General features: G+C 52.0%; 17 protein-coding genes. 7 read left to right on the top strand and 10 right to left on the bottom strand.

The window, feature by feature from the left end; translation table 11 throughout:
* The 4 genes from OB13_RS00875 to sdaAB form a co-directional block, all read right to left on the bottom strand.
* On the bottom strand, positions 1-949 hold a 949-nt coding region (locus OB13_RS00875; RefSeq protein WP_461488250.1), incomplete at its 3' end, for an NAD(P)H-dependent glycerol-3-phosphate dehydrogenase.
* Positions 950-961: 12 nt separating this feature from the next.
* Complete coding sequence (locus OB13_RS00870; RefSeq protein ID WP_461488249.1) at positions 962-2356, bottom strand: efflux RND transporter periplasmic adaptor subunit; 1395 nt, start codon at positions 2354-2356, stop codon at positions 962-964.
* Positions 2357-2365: 9 nt separating this feature from the next.
* Entirely contained in the window at positions 2366-3844 is a 1479-nt protein-coding gene (locus tag OB13_RS00865; protein ID WP_461488248.1) for a TolC family protein, read from the bottom strand.
* Positions 3845-3855: 11 nt separating this feature from the next.
* Complete coding sequence (gene sdaAB, locus OB13_RS00860) at positions 3856-4533, bottom strand: L-serine ammonia-lyase, iron-sulfur-dependent subunit beta (protein WP_461488247.1); 678 nt, start codon at positions 4531-4533, stop codon at positions 3856-3858.
* A gap of 495 nt (positions 4534-5028) precedes the next feature.
* Between sdaAB and OB13_RS00855 the strand changes: the two genes are divergently transcribed.
* The 3 genes from OB13_RS00855 (at position 5029) to OB13_RS00845 (ending at position 8268) form a co-directional block, all read left to right on the top strand.
* Positions 5029-5997: a tryptophan 2,3-dioxygenase family protein gene (locus OB13_RS00855; RefSeq protein ID WP_461488246.1), complete on the top strand. Its 969-nt coding sequence runs from the start codon at positions 5029-5031 to the stop codon at positions 5995-5997.
* Between the two features lie 230 nt (positions 5998-6227).
* Complete coding sequence (locus tag OB13_RS00850; protein ID WP_461488245.1) at positions 6228-7805, top strand: NAD(P)/FAD-dependent oxidoreductase; 1578 nt, start codon at positions 6228-6230, stop codon at positions 7803-7805.
* Positions 7806-7905: 100 nt separating this feature from the next.
* Positions 7906-8268 (top strand): CoA-binding protein, encoded by a 363-nt coding sequence (locus OB13_RS00845; RefSeq protein WP_461488244.1) that lies wholly within the window; start codon positions 7906-7908, stop codon positions 8266-8268.
* Between the two features lie 293 nt (positions 8269-8561).
* Here OB13_RS00845 and OB13_RS00840 read toward each other — a convergent pair whose 3' ends face one another.
* Together OB13_RS00840 and OB13_RS00835 are read right to left on the bottom strand one after the other, a co-directional pair.
* Entirely contained in the window at positions 8562-11072 is a 2511-nt protein-coding gene (locus OB13_RS00840; RefSeq protein ID WP_461488251.1) for an ABC transporter permease, read from the bottom strand.
* A 116-nt stretch (positions 11073-11188) separates the two neighbouring features.
* Positions 11189-11908, bottom strand: coding sequence for an ABC transporter ATP-binding protein (locus tag OB13_RS00835; protein WP_461488243.1), 720 nt, complete (start codon positions 11906-11908; stop codon positions 11189-11191).
* Positions 11909-12056: 148 nt separating this feature from the next.
* On the opposite strand from OB13_RS00835, the gene OB13_RS00830 reads away from it, so the two are divergent.
* On the top strand, positions 12057-12776 hold the full coding sequence (locus tag OB13_RS00830) for an arylesterase (protein ID WP_461488242.1): 720 nt from the start codon (positions 12057-12059) through the stop codon (positions 12774-12776).
* 185 nt (positions 12777-12961) lie between these two features.
* On the opposite strand, the gene OB13_RS00825 is transcribed toward OB13_RS00830, so the two are convergent.
* The 3 genes from OB13_RS00825 to OB13_RS00815 all read right to left on the bottom strand — a co-directional run bounded on the left by OB13_RS00825 (position 12962) and on the right by OB13_RS00815 (position 18996).
* Positions 12962-14134, bottom strand: coding sequence for an efflux RND transporter periplasmic adaptor subunit (locus OB13_RS00825; RefSeq protein WP_461488241.1), 1173 nt, complete (start codon positions 14132-14134; stop codon positions 12962-12964).
* Between the two features lies 1 nt (position 14135).
* A complete protein-coding gene (locus OB13_RS00820) occupies positions 14136-18536 on the bottom strand; it encodes a CusA/CzcA family heavy metal efflux RND transporter (protein ID WP_461488240.1) in 4401 nt (1466 codons plus the stop codon).
* A 133-nt stretch (positions 18537-18669) separates the two neighbouring features.
* Positions 18670-18996 (bottom strand): DUF6660 family protein, encoded by a 327-nt coding sequence (locus OB13_RS00815; RefSeq protein WP_461488239.1) that lies wholly within the window; start codon positions 18994-18996, stop codon positions 18670-18672.
* Between the two features lie 258 nt (positions 18997-19254).
* Between OB13_RS00815 and OB13_RS00810 the strand changes: the two genes are divergently transcribed.
* Genes OB13_RS00810 through OB13_RS00800 form a run of 3 tightly spaced genes read left to right on the top strand, consistent with a single transcriptional unit; the run spans position 19255 to position 21815 of the window.
* A complete protein-coding gene (locus OB13_RS00810) occupies positions 19255-19788 on the top strand; it encodes an RNA polymerase sigma factor (protein ID WP_461488238.1) in 534 nt (177 codons plus the stop codon).
* A gap of 15 nt (positions 19789-19803) precedes the next feature.
* Positions 19804-20676, top strand: a complete 873-nt coding sequence (locus OB13_RS00805; protein ID WP_461488237.1) for a hypothetical protein — start codon at positions 19804-19806, stop codon at positions 20674-20676.
* A gap of 11 nt (positions 20677-20687) precedes the next feature.
* The gene (locus OB13_RS00800; RefSeq protein ID WP_461488236.1) at positions 20688-21815 is read left to right on the top strand and encodes an outer membrane beta-barrel protein; all 1128 of its coding nucleotides are present in this window, start codon (positions 20688-20690) and stop codon (positions 21813-21815) included.
* A 59-nt stretch (positions 21816-21874) separates the two neighbouring features.
* On the opposite strand, the gene OB13_RS00795 is transcribed toward OB13_RS00800, so the two are convergent.
* A partial coding sequence (locus OB13_RS00795; protein WP_461488235.1) for a TrmH family RNA methyltransferase occupies positions 21875-22349 on the bottom strand: 475 nt, incomplete at its 5' end.

Here is a 22349-nt window from a genome sequence, read left to right as displayed (position 1 = left end):
GGGCTATGCGCTCGTACAGGATCAGGTATACAGCCGTGGTAATGGGCATGTCTACCTTCAACGTTTTGTTGAGTTCATAGATACTCTGCACCGCATAATACCCTTCAGCGACCATGTTCATTTCAATCTGGGCGGATTTTACGGTATAGCCATGCCCGATCATATTACCGAACGTACGGTTGCGGCTAAACTGGGAATAAGCGGTCACCAGCAGGTCGCCCAGGTAGGCCGAGCCGCTGAGGTCGCGGTGGATCGGCATGATGGCATTGAGGAAATGCTCGATCTCCAGCATGGCATTTGATACCAGCACGGCCTGGAAGTTGTCGCCAAAATTCAGGCCACGGGCTATACCGCAGGCCAGGGCAATGATATTTTTTATAACGGCACAATACTCGATCCCGTCCAGGTCATCCAGCGGATTGGCTTTGACGTAGCGGTTGCGCAGCAATTCGCAAAAACGCTCTGCTGTTGCCAGGTTATGCGAGCCGATGGTCAGGTACGATTGCTTCTCCATGGCTACCTCTTCGGCATGGCAGGGGCCTGCGATCACCAGTTGGTGGCTGTTGGGTACATGGTAGTTTTTCCCCATGTAATCCGTGATCAGGATGTTCTCTTTCGGGATCATCCCCTTGATAGCTGAGATCAGCACCTTGTTACGGAGAGCGTCTGCCGGTAAACCGGCCAGGGCGTCCTGCACAAAGGCTGCCGGAACAGCTAGTATCACCCAGTCGGCCACGGCCACCACCGCGTGCAGGTCCGTAGCGGGTTTTACATACTGCAGGTCGTAAGTTACCCCACTCAGATAGCGGGGATTGTGCCTGTAGTTGATCAGGTGCTGCACATCGTTTTCGTTGCGCATCCACCAGTGTACCTGTGATTTATTATCTGATAGGATCTTTACCAGGGCAGATGCCCAACTTCCTCCTCCTATTACTGCAATTTTTTCCAAGCCGGTTTTTGTTTATTTCTCTTCATTCGCATCAGCCAAGGCTGATTTATTCAGTGACTTTTCATCTTTCACTGCTACTTTCGCGCCGTCTTTGAGCGTTTTCGATACTGCTCTGAAAGGACCGGACACTACTTTCTGACCTTCTTGCAGGCCGCTCAGGATTTCGATGTTCTCGAAGTCGCTGATACCTGTCTTTACCTTCACCGTCTTTACGGTATTGTTGGCATCATGTACAAAAACAACTTCTTCAACCGGGCCGGCAGCGGCTGGCGGAGTAGCCGTTTCATTCTCTTCTTCTTTCTCTTCGCCGCTTTCACCCTCTTCACCTGCCGCAGGAGCCGGTTTATTGGAACGGGTCGTTACTGCCGACAAAGGTACAGTTAAAACGTTATTTTTTCGTTCCGTAATGATTTCAACAGAAGCGGTCATACCCGGGCGGAAAGGGCGGGTATTTTTCTGCGCCAGGTGGCTGTACGAATCATTCAACAGTCGGATACGCACCTCGAACTCTGTAACGGCCTCCAGCGAAGCAGCGTCCTTGGCGGTGTTGGCAATAGCTGTTACCAGGCCTTTGAATTTTTCGTCACGGCTGGTATAGGAGTCTACTTCCACGATAACAGAGTCACCCAGTCCCACACGCACAATGTCGTTTTCGTTTACATTCACGCGCACTTCCATGTTGTTGAGGTTGGCGATGCGCATGATCTCGGTACCGGCCATTTGGGAAGTACCCACCACACGTTCGCCCTGCTCCACATTCAGCTTCGATACGGTGCCGCTAACGGGGGCGTAAATAGTGGTTTTGTTCAGATTTTCACGGGCATCCTTCAAAGAGGCCTGCGCGTTCTGCACACTGAATTCAGCTGCCCGAACACTTTGCACGAGCGACTCTATTTCCTGCTTACCGGATTCGTAAGCAGCTTTGACCTGCTGAAATTCAGATTCTGAGATGACCTTCTGGTCAAACAGCTTTTTGTTGCGGTCATAATTCTGTTCCACCTGCTTGAAGTTGGCGCGTGTCTGTCCCAGGCGGGCTCTTGACTGTGACAGGTTGGCCCGGGCCTGATTTACGCCTGCCTCCTGCATATCTACAAAAGACTGGTAGTTATCCGGGCGGATGCGCAGCAATAACTGGCCTTTCACAACTGAGTCGCCTTCCTGCACGTGCAGTTCGATGATCTCACCCGATACGTCCGGGCTGATTTTGATCTCTGTTTCAGGCTGAACCTTGCCTGAAGCACTTACTTTTTCTACGATCTGGGTTCTTTTAGCTTCCGACAGCACCACTTCTACTCCCTCGTCTTTGCCGATCCAGCCGGACTTTTTAGCAACAAGTGCACCTGCAAGCAACAAAACAAGTGCGCCGATCAGGGTATAAATGAGCTTATTCGATTTTTTAGCAGCCATAGTGTATGATTAGAAAGAAAGGTCTTTACCCTGGTAGAAGTCCAGGACTTTGAGTTTAAAGGTGTAGTCGTATTTCGCCTGATTCAAACTGGATTGAGCGGAACGATAGGTATTGGCAATCACATTGAAATCAACTGTATTGATGATCCCGCTGTTCAGGCGCAATTCTGCATTCCGGAAGTTTTTTTCCGATGCGATCACTTGTTCTTTTGATGCCGCATACCGTTTTTGTGCCGCGATCGCGTCCACATACGCCTGCTCTATTGTTTGACGCAGGTTATTTCGCGCAATATCAGCATTTAGCTGGGCATTTTGTTGTGAAATTTTAGCCCGCTGCACTCCTATCCGGGTTTGAAAGCCGTTCAGAATAGGGATCTGCAAAGACAAGCCCACTTGCGTAGAAAGGTTGTCGTCAAATTGGCGGAAGAATGGATAGTCACCTTCCAGGCGGCGGGCGCTGATATCGGGGAAGTAGAGCGTTTCGGATCTTGTGCCGGCTGCGTCATAATACACAACCTGTGGCGAAAGGCCATTGTCTACAGTCTCAATCCCTAATAATCTCTTGCTGGTGTTGGCATAGCGGCTGCCGGCTCCTGCAAATAAACTTAGTCTTGGAAAATAAGCTCCCTTCGCCACATCAAGGCCTTTTTCAGAGCTGCGTAAACGAAGATCCACCGCCCGGATAGCGGGCTGTGTCTGCAACGCGATGTCGTACACCTGGTTTCCATCCACGATAACGGGGGCTTCATCAGGCTCCGGGATCTGCGGGATCTCGATCTGAAAGGCTTCGGAGGTAGGGATATTGAGCAACTGCATCAGCGACAGGCGTGCGATATCACGCTGGTTCTGTGCGGTAATGTAGTTGAGTTCATCTGTGGCAAATTGAGATTCCAGATCCAGAATGGCATTTTCGGCGACGCTACCGGCTTTGAAAAGAATTCGGGTCCGGTTCAGCTGCTGTTCTGTCAGACCGCGCTGCAATTCCGAAATACTCATTTGCTCATTGGCAAACAAGATGTTGAGGTAAGCGGTCACAACCTGAATGGTTACATCGTTCTGGGCAGACAGATATTCCTGCTCGCTGGCTTCCAGGGCAAGTGAATTTTGTTTGATCTGGTTGACCTGCTGGAATCCGGAAAATAAGGGTAGGTTCGCATTGATCTGCCCATTGGCCGTCCGGGCATTCTGGGTGGTCAGGTTGAACGTTACCGGATCCTGGAAGGAGCCTGTGTTAAAGCTATAACTGCCATTCGCATTGATGGTTGGCAGGCGGCTGAACTTGGATTGGTTGAGGTCTGCCCGGTCGAGGTCTCTGTTCAGGCTGTTTTGCCGCACCTGCAGGTTGTTTGCCTTCGCATAGTTGATGGCTTCCTCGAGTGACCAGGTGCCATCGCCGCCTGCCGCCTGTTGCTGAGCGAATGCAGCCGGAAAGGTGCATAAGCTCAGGCCCAATGCCAGAACCAGTGCTCTTTTAGATAATTTATTCATAGTGTAGGCGTTTATAGATCAATATTGGGAATGTAGATCACATGCTTCACCCAGCTCAGCTGTTTGATATACTCGAGGGTGATCGGTTTTATACCTGAATCCATCTCGATGAACTGGCGGGCCATCTCATTTCTCCCCTTCCGGGACACGTTCATAGTGGCAATGTTGCAATCGTCGTGGGCGATCACGGCTGCGATAAAGGCAATGCTCCCCTTCATGTCATCCGCATCGATGATGAGCGTGTGCAGGTTGGCAGAGAAATTTGCTAAAAAGCCGTCTACTTCCACAATCTTGATCACGCCTCCTCCCCGGCTCTGGCCGATCACTTCCACTTCCCGCTCTCCTGCTTTCAGGTTCAGCTTGATCGTGTTCGGGTGCATGGTCGAGGCATTTCCTACGGAGCGGAACGTATACTTGAGCCCCCGTTCTTTGGCATGCTCGAAGGCTTCTTTGATACGCTTATCATCTGTTTTGAAATCCAGCAGACCGGCTACTATGGCTCTATCGGAGCCGTGACCTTCGTATGTCTGGGCAAAGGAGTTGTAAAAAGTGATAACGGCCTCTTCGGGCGCTACACCTAGTACCCGGATGGCAGCGCGCGCAATGCGCACAACGCCAGCAGTATGTGAACTGGAAGGACCTATCATAATCGGACCGATCATGTCAAAGACACTACTTTTTTCAGCCATTGGAGTTAATTCGGAGAAGTATCGTGAAAACCAAATTTAGCAATTTAGTATAAGTATAACATTTTTTGCGTGGTATATTCTCCTGAATTCTACCAATCAGAAGTTTTGCTCTATCAATATAAGTTTTGTACCTATTAACCTGTAGAGGCATTTCTCTTAGAAAGCGCCGGAGCACTACAGAATGCCGTTTAGTTAAGCTTTTCAGTAACAGGTTATTGCTCGGCCATCCTTGCTGAGCTTGTGGCAGCGTAGCCGGTTTTTTATCCGTCAGGGTCGAAACGCCTATTCCCTGTTTCATTGCCTTGCTGCCTTTTTCGTTCTGAAGATGCATTTCTGGACGCCATGGTTGCCTGGATGCGTTGAGAGCATTTGGCTTGCTTTTCGTTTAAGTAAGAAAGCGCAACATTATTCGGTCAGAGGAGGCTTCTGTTGGATAGTTTTAGTTACTTTGTGCCGATTTTTGGAGCATTCGTCCTCATAAACCATCAGGAAATCATGGACCATCAAACGTTTAAGCCGGAAGTACTCGAGCAGCTAAGAAGACTGGAGGAAAAGTATGTTCCCCTCGGTCAGGATCTGGCTGCTTACCTGGAAGGGCTTTATTATACGGACTACCTCAACTACTGGGATTATATTCACCTGGATACCCTGCTGAGCCTGCAGAATCCACGTACCTCCATACCGGATGAGAAGATCTTCATCATGTACCATCAGATCACGGAGCTCTACTTTAAGCTTTGCCTGGAGGAGTACCGGCAAGTGGGTGATGACAAAGCGATTACGGGGGATGTGTTGATGAAACGCGTGAAGCGCATCAACCGCTATTTTGAGAACCTGATTGATTCATTTGATGTGATGGTGGATGGCATGGATCCGAAGCAGTTTCTGCAGTTCCGGATGGCGCTCATGCCTGCCAGCGGGTTCCAGTCGGTGCAGTACCGCATGATCGAGATAGCATCCACTGAGCTCCGTAACCTGACCGATAAAGAGAAACGCAAGGTTCTGGGCCTGCAGAGTACGCACGAAGAGCTGATGGGCTGCATCTACTGGAAAGAAGGTGCGACCGAAGTTTCTTCCGGCACCAAAACACTCACGCTCATCCGATTCGAAGAGAAGTATACCCAGCAGCTGATCCAGTTTGCCCGGGAGTATGAGCATCGGAATGTATGGTCCGCTTACAAGCGCCTGTCTGAGGAAGAGCAGCAAAACCCGAGGCTGATCCGGCAGTTGCGGGAGCTTGACAGCAATGTGAATGTGAACTGGCCGCTGATGCACTATAAGTCAGCCGTGCGTTACCTGCAGCGTGACCCAGAAGTCATCGCTGCGACTGGCGGCACCAACTGGCAGAAGTACCTGCCTCCGAAGTTCCAGAAGCGTATCTTCTACCCTGAGCTCTGGTCCGAACACGAACTGGAAAACTGGGGCAAAGGCTGGGTGGAGAAAGTTCTGAATGGGGATATTTAAATTGTCAAATTGTTGATTGTTTAATTGTTGGATGGTTGATTTAGGTATAATACAACCAGGTATGGAAAACCACGGAGAATGCTGTTGAGAGCGGAGTAGTGGATTACACACAAGATTCGAACTACTGCTGTTAAACTCGTGTTGAACAACAATTAAACCATTCAGCCATCAAGCTATTAATTTAAACTATTAATTTAAAAGTTTAAGGTTAACTACCTTACCTGCTGTACATGAGAAAGAAAGAGATTGAAGTGGTGGTAGCGCCGGAAGTGGCCTATGACAACGACGTGCTAGAGCGGGAGCTCATCAAAAGTGCTGGCCTGCAACCGGAAGAGGTAAAACACATTCACCGCATCAAGCGCTCCATCGATGCCCGCGGCCGCCAGGTGTTGCTCCGGATTAAAGCCGATCTATACCTGGATACACCTCCTGCTGACATACTGGACGTCAGGTTTCATTACCCGGATGTAAGCCAGGCCAAACAAGTCATCATTGTCGGGGCAGGTCCTGCCGGTTTGTTCGCGGCCCTGCGTTGCATTGAGCTGGGACTGAAGCCCATCGTGCTGGAGCGTGGCAAGGATGTCCGGGCCCGCCGCCGTGATCTGGCAGCGATCAACAAAGAGCACATCGTGAATCCTGACTCTAACTATTGTTTTGGGGAAGGCGGAGCCGGCACCTATTCCGACGGCAAGCTGTATACCCGTTCCAAGAAACGCGGAGACCTGCAGCGTATTCTTGATATTTTCGTGCAACATGGTGCCACCCGCGATATTCTTTTTGATGCCCACCCGCACATCGGTACCAACAAACTCCCTGTTATCATTTCCAATTTACGCGAGGCAATAATCGCTGCCGGTGGTGAAGTGCTCTTCGACAAGCGCGTCTCAGATTTTATTGTGCAGCAGGACGAGATGAAGGGTGTCGTGACACAGGATAGCCAGTCCTATACCGGCGAAGGCGTTATTCTGGCTACAGGCCACAGTGCCCGCGATATTTTTGAACTTCTGCACCACAAAGGCATTACGATCGAGGCCAAACCTTTCGCCATGGGCGTACGGGTAGAGCACCAGCAAAGCCTGATCGATCAGATCCAATACAAATGTGAAGACAGGGGCTGCTGGCTGCCGGCATCTTCTTATGCGCTGGTGCATCAAACCGTGTATGACAACAAGCAGCGCGGCATCTTCTCATTTTGCATGTGCCCGGGCGGGTTCATTGTACCCTCTGCTACTGCTCCCGGCGAAGTGGTCGTAAATGGCATGTCGCCGAGCCGCCGCGACTCCCGTTTTGCCAACTCAGGTATAGTAGTCGCCATCGAACTGGAGGATATGGACCTGCAGCAGCATGGCCCGCTCGCCGGCTTGCGCATGCAGGAAGCACTCGAGCGCAAAGCCTGCGAAATGGCCGGAGGAACCCAGAAAGCGCCCGCTCAGCTCCTGCTGGACTTTACGCAGGGCAAGACAGGTGGCGAACTGCTGGAAACCTCGTATCAGCCGGGACTGACGCCTGTGGATATGAACAAACTGTTTTCTCCTGACATGGCTTTCCGCTTACGGGAAGGATTCAAAGCATTTGGAAACAAGATGCGCGGTTACCTCTCCAATGATGCCCAGATTGTGGGCGTCGAGAGCCGCACCTCCTCTCCTGTCCGTATACCCCGTAACAGGGAGACACTGGAACACGTGCAGATCCGTAACTTATACCCCTGTGGGGAAGGTGCCGGCTACGCAGGGGGCATTGTGTCGGCTGCCATGGACGGCGAGCGCTGTGCCGAAATGATCGCGGCAAAAGTAGCCCGCAAGGTATAGGTTATCACGTTTGTAGCCCTGCTGTACTTTAATTGCTTTGTAACGTTTTGGCTCCGGAGCCTGTTTAATAAGCAGACAGCATTCATTATTTAGTTAAGCTATGAAAAAGACTCTTGTATTAGGTGCTACCGATAATCCTTCCCGCTTCGCCTATAAAGCTGTGCACAGGCTCCAGCAGCATGGGCACGATGTAGTGCCGGTAGGAATCCGCAAAGGCGAAGTTGGTGGCCAGCCCATCATCACCAATAAAGAAGAAGAAATAGAAGGTATAGACACCGTCACCCTGTATGTCGGGCCTCAGAACCAGCCCTCCTGGTATGACTATATACTTTCCTTGAAGCCGAAGCGCATCATCTTCAATCCGGGGACTGAAAACCGGGAACTGGAGCAACTGGCCGAAGATGCGAACATAGAAACGCTGCATCATTGTACCCTGGTCATGCTGGCCAGCGATACCTATTAATTTTCAGAAAATTATTTTTAAAAAAGCAAAACCTGAGGAAAAACCACGGCGTATAAGCTACTATAACAAAAGTAAACAGATGGCATTTGTTGTCTATGCTTACTTAAGAAAAAGGGATCTTTTAAGAGATCCCTTTTTTGCTTTTATAGCTTTTTCATTGTAAGCTTCTTTTAGAGTTGTTTTGCTATACCTGCAACGAGCCTTCCCCATTTCATAAAGTGACTACCTCTACCCTAGAAGCAGCGCTAAACGCAAGGTATACCTCGTTCACTTTCTAACTCTATACCTTATTATCATGCTTCCCGGCGTAGTACTTCCAATGGCGGCTTGTTCAGGATACCGCGGCTGTTGAGCAGGCCGACGATGATTGTAAGCAGGGCGACCAGCACAAAAATGATGAGCAGCGGCCACAGCACCGGCACAAATTCCAGTTCAAAACTGAATACGGCCAGAGCCCAGGATGCACCGAAGGCAATGACACAGCCTGTCGCTGCTGCCAGTATACCCAGTAACAGGTACTCCATCAGGGTAATACTCAGGATCTGCTTTTTGTTGGCTCCCAGGGTACGTAGCAGCACACTTTCCTGCACCCGCTGGAATTTACTTACATTCACGGAACCCACAAGCACCAGCAAACCAGTAAAAATACTGAACAGCGCCATGAACTGAATCACAAAAGAAATCTGGCTGACCACCTCGTCGAGCGTTCGCAGGATCAGGTCCAGGCCGATGGCCGATACGTTAGGAAAAGTCTCTACCACACGCCGCTGAAACTGCGCGGACTGCTGCTCATTGGCACTGCGCGTCATGAGCACATGAAACTGCGGCGCTTCCTCCAGCACTCCTTTTGGAAACAGTATCTGAAAATTGGTTTGTACCCGGTTCCAGTCCACGGCACGTACATGCGCCACGCGGGCCGTAATGGGAGCGCCCTGCACATTGAAGATCATGGTATCTCCTACTTTGGCTTTGATACGTTCCGCATAGCGTTCCTCCAGTGATACCGGCACCAGCTCTCCTTCATTATACTGGTTTTCTTTCCAGTTGCCGGCCTTTGTTTCCTCGGAGTCACTCAGGTGGTCCCGGTACGTGACCCGGTACTCCCGCGTAAAATTCCAGGGCTTGATCTCGAGGGTGGTGTCCTTGCGAACATCGGCCAGCGTCAATTGATTGATCTGTTCCAGCCGCAGCGTCACGATCGGATCAAAATAAAGAATGGGGAGTCCCTCCTGCTTTGTGAGGTCCGCTACCTGTTGCCGCTGCGCATTCTGAATGTCAAAGAGTACCAGGTTGGGTTGGTTTTCACTGCCTGAGATGGATACTTCGCTTAGCAGCGTCCGTTGCACCATGTACAGGGTACCGATCAGGGCGGTGCCCAGGCCGATCGAGACCATGAGCAGCAGCGTCTGGTTGTTGGGACGGTACAGGTTAGCCAGCCCCTGACGCCATACATAGCCCCAGTGTGTCGGAAAGAAGCGGCGAACGGTCCAGGATAATCCTTTGGCCAGTATAGCCAGCACCAGAAAAGCCGCGATCACGCCCCCCGAAAAGGCCAGCGCCTGCCACCAGGTACCCAGCTGCCAACGTGAAAAACCCAGGATGAACAGGAAAATAAGCCCGTATACTGCCCAGCGCAAAGGGTCTTTCTGATTTGTCAGATGTTCTACGGTGGCCCTCAAGGTGATAAGCGGAGACACCTGCCGGATGCTGAGCAAAGGCAGCAGCGCAAACAGCACCGAAACGATCACACCCAGCAGCACGCCCTGTGCGGCGGCCGCAAATGAGAAATAGGCATCTACCTGCACCGGCAGGAAAGTCTTGAATAACTCCGGCAGCACCAGCTGCACAACGCTGCCCAGGGCAGCCCCTGCCAGCCCACCCAGCAAGCCCATCCCCATCACCTGGAACAGGTATACCAGGAAAGCCTGTTTCCCGCTCATACCCAGGCAGCGGAGAATTCCAATCGTAGCCAGCTTGTCGCGCATATACACATGCACCGCACTAGCCACCCCCACACAACCCAGCAGCAAAGCAACAAACCCCACCAGTGCCAGGAAACGGGCCAGCTCATCATAGGAATTTCCCATGCTCTTCTTGCGCGTCTCTACCGTGTCATGAAACAGTCCGTATTCTTCCATGCGTGGCTCCAGTCGATTACCTAGCGTATCCGGCTGTACATTATCATTCAGGTCAAAGTAGTAGTAATAAGAAACGCGGCTGCCACGTTGTATCAGGCCGGTTTCGGGGAGGTACTGCCGCGGAATATACACAACAGGTGCCACAGCAGCAGTCATAGCTGTTTGACCGGGAATGCGGTGCAGGGCGCCTTCAATGACGAACGTCTGGGCACCTACCCGTACGGAGTCTCCTGGTTTGGCATCGTACTGCAGCATCAGGTTGTAGTCAACGAGTGCGCGCCTGGCCTGCCGGAAGGTGCGGCTGGCTGTTTCCGGTTCAGTTTCGATGGATCCGAAGTAGGGAAATTCACCTTCCAGTGCCCGTACCTGAACCAGCCGTGTCGCGTTGCTCTTTTCAAAGTATACCATCGACATCATGCGGTTCTCGTCGGAGCGCCTGCCCAGGGTGCTCACCGAGTCTACCAGGGCCTGTGCCAGGGAGTCGGGCTCCTTGTTCATCCCCATGACGAGGTCTGCACCAATGAGAGTTCTGGCCTTCGCATCGATCGCTAGCTTGAGGCTGTCCCGGAAGGAGTTGATGGCCACCAGCGCCGCTATACCTAATACAATGGAAGACAGGAACAGCACCAGCTTGCCCCGGTTCCGGCGGGTATCACGCCAGGCCATCCTGAGCAGCCAGGGAATGTTCAGCTTTGATTTTTTATCGGGATGAAAGTTATTTTCTGACAAAGTATACTGGAAGGTAAGAGGTATAACCTGGTGTATGGAAGACGTTTATGGAATTAGTGTTGCCTGTCGTTCTCCCGCTCCGATACTGCTTCTGTCGGGCTGGTGTCTGAAACAAGGTGACCTCCCTTGATGCGGATAATGCGCTGGGTTTTTTCGGCCAGTTCGAGGTCATGGGTGACGAGCACCAGAGTCGTGCCGGCCTCCCGGTTCAGGTCAAATAACAGCCGTTCCACTTTGTCGCCGGTTTCTTCGTCCAGGTTTCCGGTCGGCTCATCCGCAAAAAGGATCCTCGGGCGGTTGGAGAAAGCCCGGGCCAGGGACACGCGCTGCTGCTCCCCGCCCGAAAGCTGCGTCGGGTAGTGATCGTGTCGTTCAGCCAGCCCCACCCGGGCCAGCAGTTCCATGGCCTGTTGCTGCACATTGCGTTCCCCGCGCAGCTCCAGCGGCACCATCACATTTTCAAGCGCCGTCAGTGTCGGGATGAGTTGGAAGTTCTGAAAGATAAAGCCTACGTACTGGTTGCGTACTTGTGCCCGTTGGTCTTCGCTCAGGTTATCCAGCTTCACCCCGTTTAAAACAACGGAGCCGCTGCTGGCACGGTCCAGACCGGCGCAGAGGCCAAGGAGTGTGGTCTTGCCGCTCCCCGATGGCCCTACAATGGCGCAGGTGTCACCGGCCTGAAGCGAAAAATTTATACCTTCCAGCACCGTCAGGTGGCGATCACCACTGTTGTACGTTTTCTGGAGGTTGTTTATTTCAAGTATAGTAGACACGCTTCTTGTGTTAGAGTTGATACGAAAGGAAACCGTAGCCTTTGCAGGTATTCCGGAGACAGCTTGCTGCGCCCCGAACCTAATAACTAAAACGGGGCGTTATAGGTTTTACATACGTTACCACTAAATTTAGGCAAAAATCACATATATGAAGAAAAAGAGCAAGTTTATTACCCTATACCTGGCGGCATTGCTATTTATGACCGGATGCGGAGAAACAGAAACCACCGGCCAGGTGAAAGCAGAACAGAAAGCCGGCGCAGAAGCCCCTGTAGCAGATGAGAAGCCAAAGGCCGAAAGAACCCGGACGATCGTATTCTTTGGAAACAGCCTGACGGCCGGATACGGACTGGAGCCGGACCAAGCTTTCCCAACACTCATACAGGAACGCATCGATTCGCTGGGTTTACCTTATAAGGCCATCAATGCGGGGCTGAGTGGCGAAACTTCGGCCGGCGGAAAGAGCCGCATTGACTGGCTTCTGAAGCAGCCGATCGACGTTTTTGTGCTCGAACTGGGCGCAAATGATGGCCTCCGGGGCATAGATCCGGCTTCCACCTACGATAACCTGGCCACCATCATAGACAAAGTGCGGGAGAAGAACCCGGAGGTAGCTGTAGTTCTGGCAGGTATGCAGATGCCACCGAGCATGGGCAAGCGGTTCACGGTGGAGTTTGAAGAGGTTTTTACCCGTTTAGCCAAAGACAAGGAAGTGACCCTGATCCCGTTTTTGCTGGAAGGCGTAGCTGGGGAACGTGCGCTGAACCAGGGTGATGGGATTCATCCAACGGTGGAAGGACAAAAAATACTAGCTGAAAACGTATGGGAAGTGCTGGAGCCGATCCTGGTTGCAGACCGCGCGTCCTAATCTTTTTTGGCGAAAAATAAAATATTTTTAAATCCTTGTAACCTTTCCTATACCTAACTGCGTATAAATGAATGGCTAAAAGTTGAAAGTTTATTTACGAATTAAACCTTTCACATAATAACAGCACCGTCCCCGAAAGGAGCCGGTGCTGTTTTATTTTAGGGCAATATGCGAATATCCTTGACTTATTCAGCCACTTCTGACTTCATTTTCTCAGCCAGAATGTAATAAGCGCCTTTCGTAACGATTTGCGCATTGGCCGGCAGTTCCTTCACTGGCTTTACTTCCATAAAACCATTCTCCGACACGCCCGTTTCTACTTCCTGCATCCGGAAAGTAGTTGGAGCTTCTTTTACAAACACATAATCTTTGCTTTTGTAGCGCACGATGGCCTCCTCCGGCAGTGCTGGCAGTTCCTGTTTGCCGGCCAGTATCTGTGCGTTCACATACATGCCTGGCAGCAGGCTGGTATTTTTGTTGTTTTCCAGTTCGGCATGCACCGTCACCATCCGGGAGTCCCCTTCAAAGGCCTTTCCCAAAGCAAATACTTTGGCCTCCAGTGGATCACCCGCTACATTGGGCATTGAAAACAGGACCTTCTGCCCTTCTGCCATTTTGCTGAAGTCTTTTTCGAACACGTTGAGCTCCAGGTGCAGGTGGTGGTTGTCTACGATCTCAAACATCTGCTGTCCCGGTTGGGCGTAGGTGCCAATGTTCACATCGATCACCCGCAAAAAGCCACTGATCGGGGCCGTAATGGCCATGCTCGACGTGATCTGTCCGGCTGCCACGTTCTTTGGAGACACCCCGAGCGAGGTCAGATGCGTAGCGAGAGCCTTCTGACGGGCCCGCTGCACCTGCACGTCCGACTCTGCCGACTCAAATTTTTTGCGGGAGCCCACTTGTTCTTCATTCAAAGTACGCTGGCGCTCATAATCCTGCTCGGCAAAACGCAGCTGGTTGCGGGTTGTCAGGTACTCCTCCTGCAGCTTGATCAGTTCCGGATTCTGTATAGTGGCCAGTACTTTTCCTTTCTGTACAAACTCTCCCTCTTTTACCGGAATGCTGCGCACTATACCGCCCAATAAAGGGTTGATACTCGCTTTGTTCTGTGGCGGAAGCTGAAGTTGTCCGTTCGCCCGTATCCGTGCCGAAAGGCTGCGGTTCTGAATGGTGCCCAGTTCGATGTTACTTACCTGCTGCTGTGCCTCCGAAAAAGCGACAACAAAGGGTGAAGTCGTAACAGGTTTTTGTTCGCTAGTGGCGGTTTCGGTTTGTTTTTCCTGTTCCGGTTGGGAGCAGCCTGCCAGGCTGATGATGCCGCTAAGGGCCAGTATTTTTATAGTATGTGATGTCATGTTATTCGATTCCTGCTGTAAACTCTAAACTGATGATCGTTTGATTGTAGTCCCGAAGGGCGTTGAGGTAATTGTTTTTGAGCTGGTAGGCCTGATCCAGTGCCTGGACATACTCCACGTAGTCAATGTCTCCGGTCTGGAAGCTAAGCTCTGCAGCTTTGGAAAGCTGGTTTGCCTGGCGAAGAGCTCCCTGCTCAAAATATGATAAGGTCGTGGCATGTTTCTGCAGCTCCTGGGCCAGGTTTTGCAACTCCGTCAGTAGGAGTTGCTCCTGGTAAGCCACCTGGCTTTTAACTGCTTCTTCATTCAATTTCGCGGCCTGGATACGGGATTTCTGAGCGCCGAACCAAAGCGGAATGGCTATACCTGCCTCAAAGCCCGTAAAGCGGTCGCCAGAGGTATACACTCTCCCCGGATTTTCAGCCGGGGCTTCTCCCTTAAAGGTCTGGTTGAAATAGCCGATCGTAAAATCCGGCAGCATACGCGATTGCTCCAGTTTTTTCTGCCGCTGGGCTATCTGCAATTCACTCTGCAGGAAAGCAGCGTAGGGATTGGCAGCAACGGTGGCACTGTCGATCAGGAGAGCCGTGTTACGTTTTGTCAGCTCTTCGTCCGCGAAGGTAAGCGGTTCCTGCGCCTGCAGGAGTTGCTGCAGCCGGCGCTCCACTATCTGCTTGTCGGCTTTTGCCTGTTGCAGTTCCGTGCGCATACCCAATCCGCGCGTTTCGGCCGTGGCTTGCTCCAGGAAGCCTGTTTCTCCGGTCTTGAAGCGGATAGTAGCCGCCTTGGTAAAGCGACCGTACAGGCTGTCTTGTTGCTGCAGGAGTCGCACACGCTCGTTGTTATACTGCAGCTGAAACCAAGCCTGTTTGATGTCGCGTACCAGTTCCCTTTCAACGATGTGCTTACGGGCCTCCGCCTGTTGGATGGTGGCATCCGCCAGTTTGGCCTGGTCGCGGTATACGGTCGGGAAGGCAAACTGCTGCGTAGCCGACAGGTACTCATCCTGATTTGCCGTGCTTATCTGGCCGCGGCTGTAGGACAGGTTAGTTTTAGGCAGGTCGGTGGCTGCTCCGCGCAGGGCCTGTTCCCGCTCTACGCCATAGGCAGCGCTCTTCAGGCCCAGGTTGTGTTCCTTTGCATACTGTATGCTCTGTTCCAGGTTCAGGGGCTGCTGCCGGGGAGTCTGCGCCTGCACCGAAGCAGCACACAAGCTCCCTGCTCCGAGTAGCAACCAAAGAATCATGTGGGCAGGTATAGCCTGCAATTTGCGCTTGTCCTTCGAAGGTTTTGCCTTGGAAGAGAAAATATAATAGAGCACCGGCAAAACGACCAGTGTCAGCAAGGTAGACGTGAACAGACCCCCAATCACCACCGTTGCCAGCGGGCGCTGTACCTCCGCTCCGGCAGAACCGGAGAGCGCCATCGGCAGGAAGCCCAGTGCCGCCACAGACGCGGTCATGATCACCGGGCGGAGGCGTACTCTGGTTCCTTTTATGATCCGCTCGTAGGCATCTTCCATACCTTCCTCCCTCAGCTGATTGAAGTAGCCGATCAGTACGATGCCGTTCAGTACGGCTACACCGAATAGCGCGATAAACCCTACGCCTGCCGAGATGCTAAAAGGCATGCCCCGCAGCCAGAGCGCAAAAATGCCGCCGATGGCGGATAAAGGTATAGCCGTGAAAATGAGCAGGCTTTGCTTGACTGACTTAAAGGTAAAGTATAAGAGCAGTAAGATGAGCAGCAAAGCAGCAGGAACCGCTACAGACAGACGCTCTTTGGCTGCCACCAGGTTCTCGAACTGGCCGCCATACGTGATGAAGTAGCCCGCCGGCAGCGGCAGTTGCTGTCCCATGATGCCCTGGATCTCCGACACGATCGATTCCACATCGCGGTCCCGCACGTTAAAGCCGACCACGATACGACGCCTGCCTTCTTCGCGGGATATCTGCATCGGGCCATCCTCGTAGCGGATATCAGCTATTTGTTGTGCCGGCACCTGCCCGCCTTCCGGAAGTGGGATGTAGAGGTTTTCGATGTCCTGCAGGTCCTGCCGGGCGCCGCCTTCCATGCGTACCACCAGGTCAAAGCGTTTGTCGCCTTCGTACACTGCCCCGGCTGTCTGGCCTGCAAAGGCCGTTCGCAGCACAGCATTCACATCTGATACCTGCAACCCGTACTGCGACATCTTCGCCCGGTTGTAGTCCACCACAATTTGTGGGAGTCCGGTTACTTCTTCCACGTACACATCCTGCACACCTGCCACAGGCGAAATCAGTTTGTCAACCTGTCCGGCCAGTTCTGAGAGCTGGTCCAGATCTTCGCCGTAGATCTTGATGGCGACGTCCTGGCGGGCACCCGTCATCAGCTCGTTGAAGCGCAGCTGCATCGGTTGCTGGAAACCGTAGTTTACACCCGGCAATACCTTCAGAGCTTCGTCCATCTTGGCCGCCAGCTCCTGGCGGGTGCTGGCGCTCGTCCACTCATCTTTTTCCTTGAGCAGGATCATCACGTCGGCAGCTTCGATCGGCATCGGATCCGTCGGGATCTCCGCCGTACCGATTTTCCCGATCACACCGGTTACCTCCGGGAACTGCTTGAGCAGGATCTCACTGGCTTTGGTGGTAGTTTCAATGGTCTGGGTGAGGGATGCTCCCGGTACCAGACGCAGGTCCATGGCAAAGTCACCTTCTTCCAGATCCGGCAGGAACTCTCCGCCCATGCGGCTGAAAACAAAAAGGCTGAAAACAAACAGTAAGACCGCAGCGCCCACGACCATTTTGCGGCTTCGCAATGCAAACCGGATCACCGGCATGTAAGCGCGCTCCAAAGCACCCATAATTTTATCGGAGATATTGGGCTTATATTTCGTCTTCTTGCTTAGCAACAAGGTCGAAACCATCGGGACGTACGTCAGCGACAGGATGAAGGCACCCAGGATCGCAAAACTTACCGTCTGTGCCATGGGTTTGAACATCTTGCCTTCAATTCCTACCAGCGCCATGATCGGCAGGTATACGATAAGGATGATGAGCATACCAAAGGCAGCTGACGTCATGATGCTGGAGGCGGCTCCTTTTACCTCATCGTCCATCTCGCGCTGCGACAGCCTGCGCAGCGGCAGGTCCTTGTTCTTGACCACGATGAAATGCAGCACGCCCTCTACAATGATCACAGCCCCATCCACGATCAGGCCAAAGTCAATGGCCCCCAGACTCATCAGGTTACCGGACACGCCGAACAGGTCCATCATACCCAAGGCAAAGAGCATGGAAAGCGGGATAACGGATGCAACCACCAGGCCAGCCCGCATGTTACCCAGCAGCAGGACCAGTACGAAAATAACGATCAGGCCGCCTTCGATCAGGTTTTTGGCGACCGTATTGATCGCCTTGTCCACCAGTTCGCTTCGATCCAGGTAAGCTTCTATGGCCAACCCTTCCGGTAACGTGCTCTGTATACTGGCTACTTTATCCTGTACACTCTTGATCACGTCGGATGAGTTGGCACCTTTCAGCATCAGCACGATGCCGCCTACTACTTCTCCTTCGGTGTTGCGGGTAAGCGCCCCGTAGCGTACCGGATGGCCATACTGTACTTCCGCCACATCGCTTACGACTACGGGTACTCCATTGCGGTTGCTCACAACCACTTTTTCGATATCTTCGAGGGTATTGACCAGCCCGAGTCCCCGGATGAAAAAGGCACTCTGGTTTTTCTCGATATAAGCGGCCCCTGTGTTCTCGTTATTGCTCTCCAGTGCGGAGATGACTTCCGCTATGGTCAGGTTGAGGCTGCGGAGCTTGTCGGGGCTGAGCGCTACTTCATATTCTTTTAGGAAACCGCCAAAGCTGCTCACATCGGCTACACCCGGTGTACCTAGAATCTGGCGGCGTACGATCCAGTCCTGGATGGTGCGTAATTCCGTAGGGCTATACTTTTTGGAGCTACCCGGCTTGGGCACGAGCACATATTGGTAGATTTCGCCCAGTCCGGTGGTGACGGGAGCCAGTTCCGGCGTACCCATTTGCTCGGGGATCAGCCGTTCGGCTTCGCTGAGCCGCTCGGTGATCATCTGGCGGGCCAGATACTGGTCGACTTCTTCTTTGAAAACAACGGTAATGACCGAAAGGCCAAAGCGTGATACAGATCGCATCTCCACAACGTCCGGCACATTGGCCAGCGACATTTCGATCGGGGTGGTAATAAAACGTTCCACCTCCTGGGCTGCCAGGGTCGGCGAGGAAGTCACGATCTGCACCTGGTTGTTGGTGATGTCAGGCACAGCATCGACCGGTAAGCGGGAGAGCGCAAAAGAGCCCCAGATCACCAATGCAAACACCATAAGCCCCACCGCCAATTTATTGTCTATCGAAAACTCGATAATCTTCTTAAACATGGTAAGCTATTTTATACATTACAATTTGATTAGATGAGTCACTTGTCAGCCCAGCTGTTTGAATACAAAACAGTACTCACGGCTGCACCTACAGGTATAGCCGGAATAGTAAGACTGAAAAGCAAGAAAGGATCTAAGCGATTGCAGGACGGGGCGGACGCCACCAGGAGAAAGCCACCTGTATTTCCTGGAGGTCAGGATACACCATGGGCTTAGTTTGGGGAATAACGAAAAATCGGAAAATAATCAGCTCCGGTTCTGAGGCAATGGTAAATGTGGCGCAGCAGCCACAACTGCAGAAGACCGGGCAGGTATCGTCGTGAAAAGGAGAATGCCCCGTTGTGTCGGCCACATCGGTCACACTCGGATGATGCTCGTGGGTATCCATGATCTTATCGGTGCATGGCAGACAGGCCATCCAGATCAGGTATAGAGAAAAGAAAACTGCCACCATTCTCATCACTACAAATATATACCTTAAAAATGTAAACAAGGCCTTTAGGCGCTAATTCAGAAAGATTCTTAGAATGTGTACATAAAACATAGCTGATAGCCAGTATTTTAGAGCCAACGGCACTTCATTCCTAAAAAAATATGAGAAATTTAGCACCGCTTAGGCAACCTCCGGGTGGGGTATCTACATCTAAGAGGTAAAGAGCAACAAAACAGCTCCGATCACAGGCCAGAAGCATTCCTATTTGATAAAATTTTACCCAGCGTGACAGAACTTGAGTTAATAACAGGATGCCAGAAGGCCGAGAGTAAAGCGCAGAAATGCCTTTACGAGCGATATGCCGCGCCGATGTATGGTGTTTGCCTGCGTTATCTCAAGAACGAGATGGATGCAGAGGAGGCCTTGCTCAACGGGTTTATGAAGATTTACCAGAACATAGACAGGTTTGAGAGCAAAGGCAGTTTCGAAGGTTGGGTAAGACGCATCATGGTAAATGAGGCACTGGGTTTCCTGCGAAAAAAAGAGTCCCTGTTCCTGTCGATCGAAGATAGCCATGTACAAGTGGCCGGAAGCGCAGGCGCAGACCAGGACCTGGCCGAAGGAGAACTGTTGGAATTGTTGCGCACTTTACCTGCTGGCTACAGAGCAGTTTTTAACCTGTATGCAATAGAGGGATATTCCCATAAAGAAATAGCCGATATGCTGAACATCACGGAGGGTACTTCGAAATCGCAACTGAGCAAGGCCCGCGCCATGCTGCAACGAAGACTGACCGGACAGGAAGCGATTGCCAGCTAATAAAAGGAGGAAAACATGAAACCAGAAGACGTAGACAAGCTTTTCAGGGAGCGCCTTGGACCTTCATCCCCTACTCCGCCAGCCGACCTCTGGAACAGGCTTCAGGATAGAATGGAAGCCGGAATGCCGGCAAAGGAAGAGGAGAAAAAACCACGCGGATTTATGTGGATGACGTATTCCATCGCGGCGGCCATCTCCCTGCTGCTAGCCGTAGGCATCGTGTTCTACAACGTGCAGCGCGGTACCGTAGCGGTGGATGGCATGGCCCAGAACAAGAAGCAGGTACCCGAGCAGCCACTCATTATTGAAGAGCCTGCTGCAGACCAGCCGGTGGTAGCCCAGGCTACGGAGCCCCTTGCTATACCTGAGCAGGCTGAAGTTCAGAAAACACCTGAGACTCCGGCACCTGCCCCTGCAAAGGCGGACGCTATACCTCGCGCCACACTGGCTAAAGCAGAAAAAAAGCCGGCTCCTGTCCGACAAGGAACTCCAACGGCAGCACCAAAAGCAGCAGGCACCAATTCTGCTCCGCAACTGATAGCAAAGGCAGAGCAGCCTGCTATACCTGCAAAAGTTGAGAAAGACGCTTACATTAACACAGGAGAAGTAGCCCCTGCCACGCTTGCTTCGGCCGGCAGTGTGAATATGAATGCGCAGCCGGTAGAGATCATCATCAAGCGTACCTCAGCGGTGCAGCCAACCGAGGCCGAGGAAGAGCTTACAGGCTTCGAGAAAAAGCAAAAACTGGCCAAGAACATCTTCAAACAAGCACGCAACCTGTCAAACGGCGAACGGGTGGAACTCTCGGAGCTCGGTATCAACGCGGACAAAATTGCCTTGGAAACGCAGATCGGAAAACAAAAAATATCAAAAGTCATTCAACTCTAACCTTTTAAACCATGAAAAGAATACTACTTCTCGTAACGGCCATCCTCCTGGCTGCCGCTACCGGTGTGTCTGCCAAAGGCGGCCCTACCCTGGGTCAGCGCCTCGGAGACCAGGATACCATTGTTGTGAAAATGGCCAATGGCGCCAAAATGGTGCTCTACCTGCAGAACATGGAGCAGCTCAAAGCCTTTGAAAATTACAGCCTGGACTCCCTTATGCGCGTGCTTAACAAATATGTAGACCAGGTCGAGAAAATGGACAGCGCCAACAAGGATCTCAAATCCAAAGAGACGACAGTTACGTTTGGTAGCGATTCCAATAACCCGGAGCAGGTGACCATTACCGTACAGGAAACAGACCAGGATGGCAAAACCACGAAGGAAAAGCATGAGATCCGCATCAACAAGAACATCAAGATCGATGTGGAGATAGAAGAGAAAGACGGAAATACCCGGGTAGATGTGAATCTGCCGAACAAAGCTGAGCGGGACAGCACCCGCGCCAAGTATAAGCAGGACCACTACAAATCCACGAAATTCAACTTCGATATCGACCTGGGTCTGAATAATTTTGTCAACACGGAAGCGCAACTGGTACCGGACCTGAAACCCATGGGCTCCCGCTATGTCAGCCTCAACTCGCACCTGAACTCCCAGATCGGTGGCCGCAAAAGTCCTTTCTACCTGGTTTCCGGGTTGGAGTTCTCTTTCAACAACTACATGTTTGACAAGAACTATGTGGTAGAAGAAGATGTGAACGAAGTCACTTTCTTCCGTCGGGATGAAGAAGTCAACTATGACAAGTCCAAGCTGACCATGTCGTCGGTGAACGTTCCGCTCATGCCTATGCTCAAATTCAAGAAGTCAAATGGCAAAGACGGTTTTAAAATTGGAGCCGGTGGTTTTGCCGGGTACCGACTGGGAGCGCACTCTAAGCTCAAATTTGAGGAAGGCGGCAAATCTCAGAAAGATAAGATACGCAGCAGCTACAACTTCTCTGACTTCCAGTATGGCCTCACGGGTGTGATCGGTTACGGCAACCTGGACCTGTTTGTGAAATACAACATGAACGACCTGTTCAAGGAGAACAGAGGACCGGATGCCAATGTGGTCAGCTTCGGTTTACGACTGCTAAACTAAGTAATGTTTGTGCAAGAGATGACGCGTAACAGAAAGAGCCCGGATGGGCTTTTTCTGTTTTATGAAGCTGCCTGCCGCATAAAGTTATCGATGATGATGGCTGTGGCCGTGGCTACATTCAGCGACTCAGCATGGCCGAAGGCAGGAATCTTGATCAGCCTGTTTACCTGCTGCGCCACTTCGGGGCGCAACCCATTGGCTTCGTTGCCCATCACTACAATGCCCTGTGGCCGGAGCTGCATCCGGTGGATGTTGTCGCCCTCCAGGGAGGCGCCGTAGATCGCAACGTCATCCGGCAAGGTATGCAACCAGTCCGCCAGGTCCAGGTAATGCGCCTGCACCCGAGTAAAAGATCCCATGGTGGCAGCTACCGTTTTGGGATTATAGAAGTCAGCGCAGGTGTCGGAACAGATAATCGTGCGGATGCCATACCAGTCGGCAATCCGGATGATGGTGCCCAGGTTGCCGGGGTCCCGGATGTCATCCAGAGCAATGGCAAAATCAGCTGGTTTGAAAGCTAAAGCAGGCAGCTGC

The organism is Pontibacter sp. HJ8 (assembly GCF_054824225.1).
This window is presented reverse-complemented; position numbering and strand designations above follow the sequence as displayed.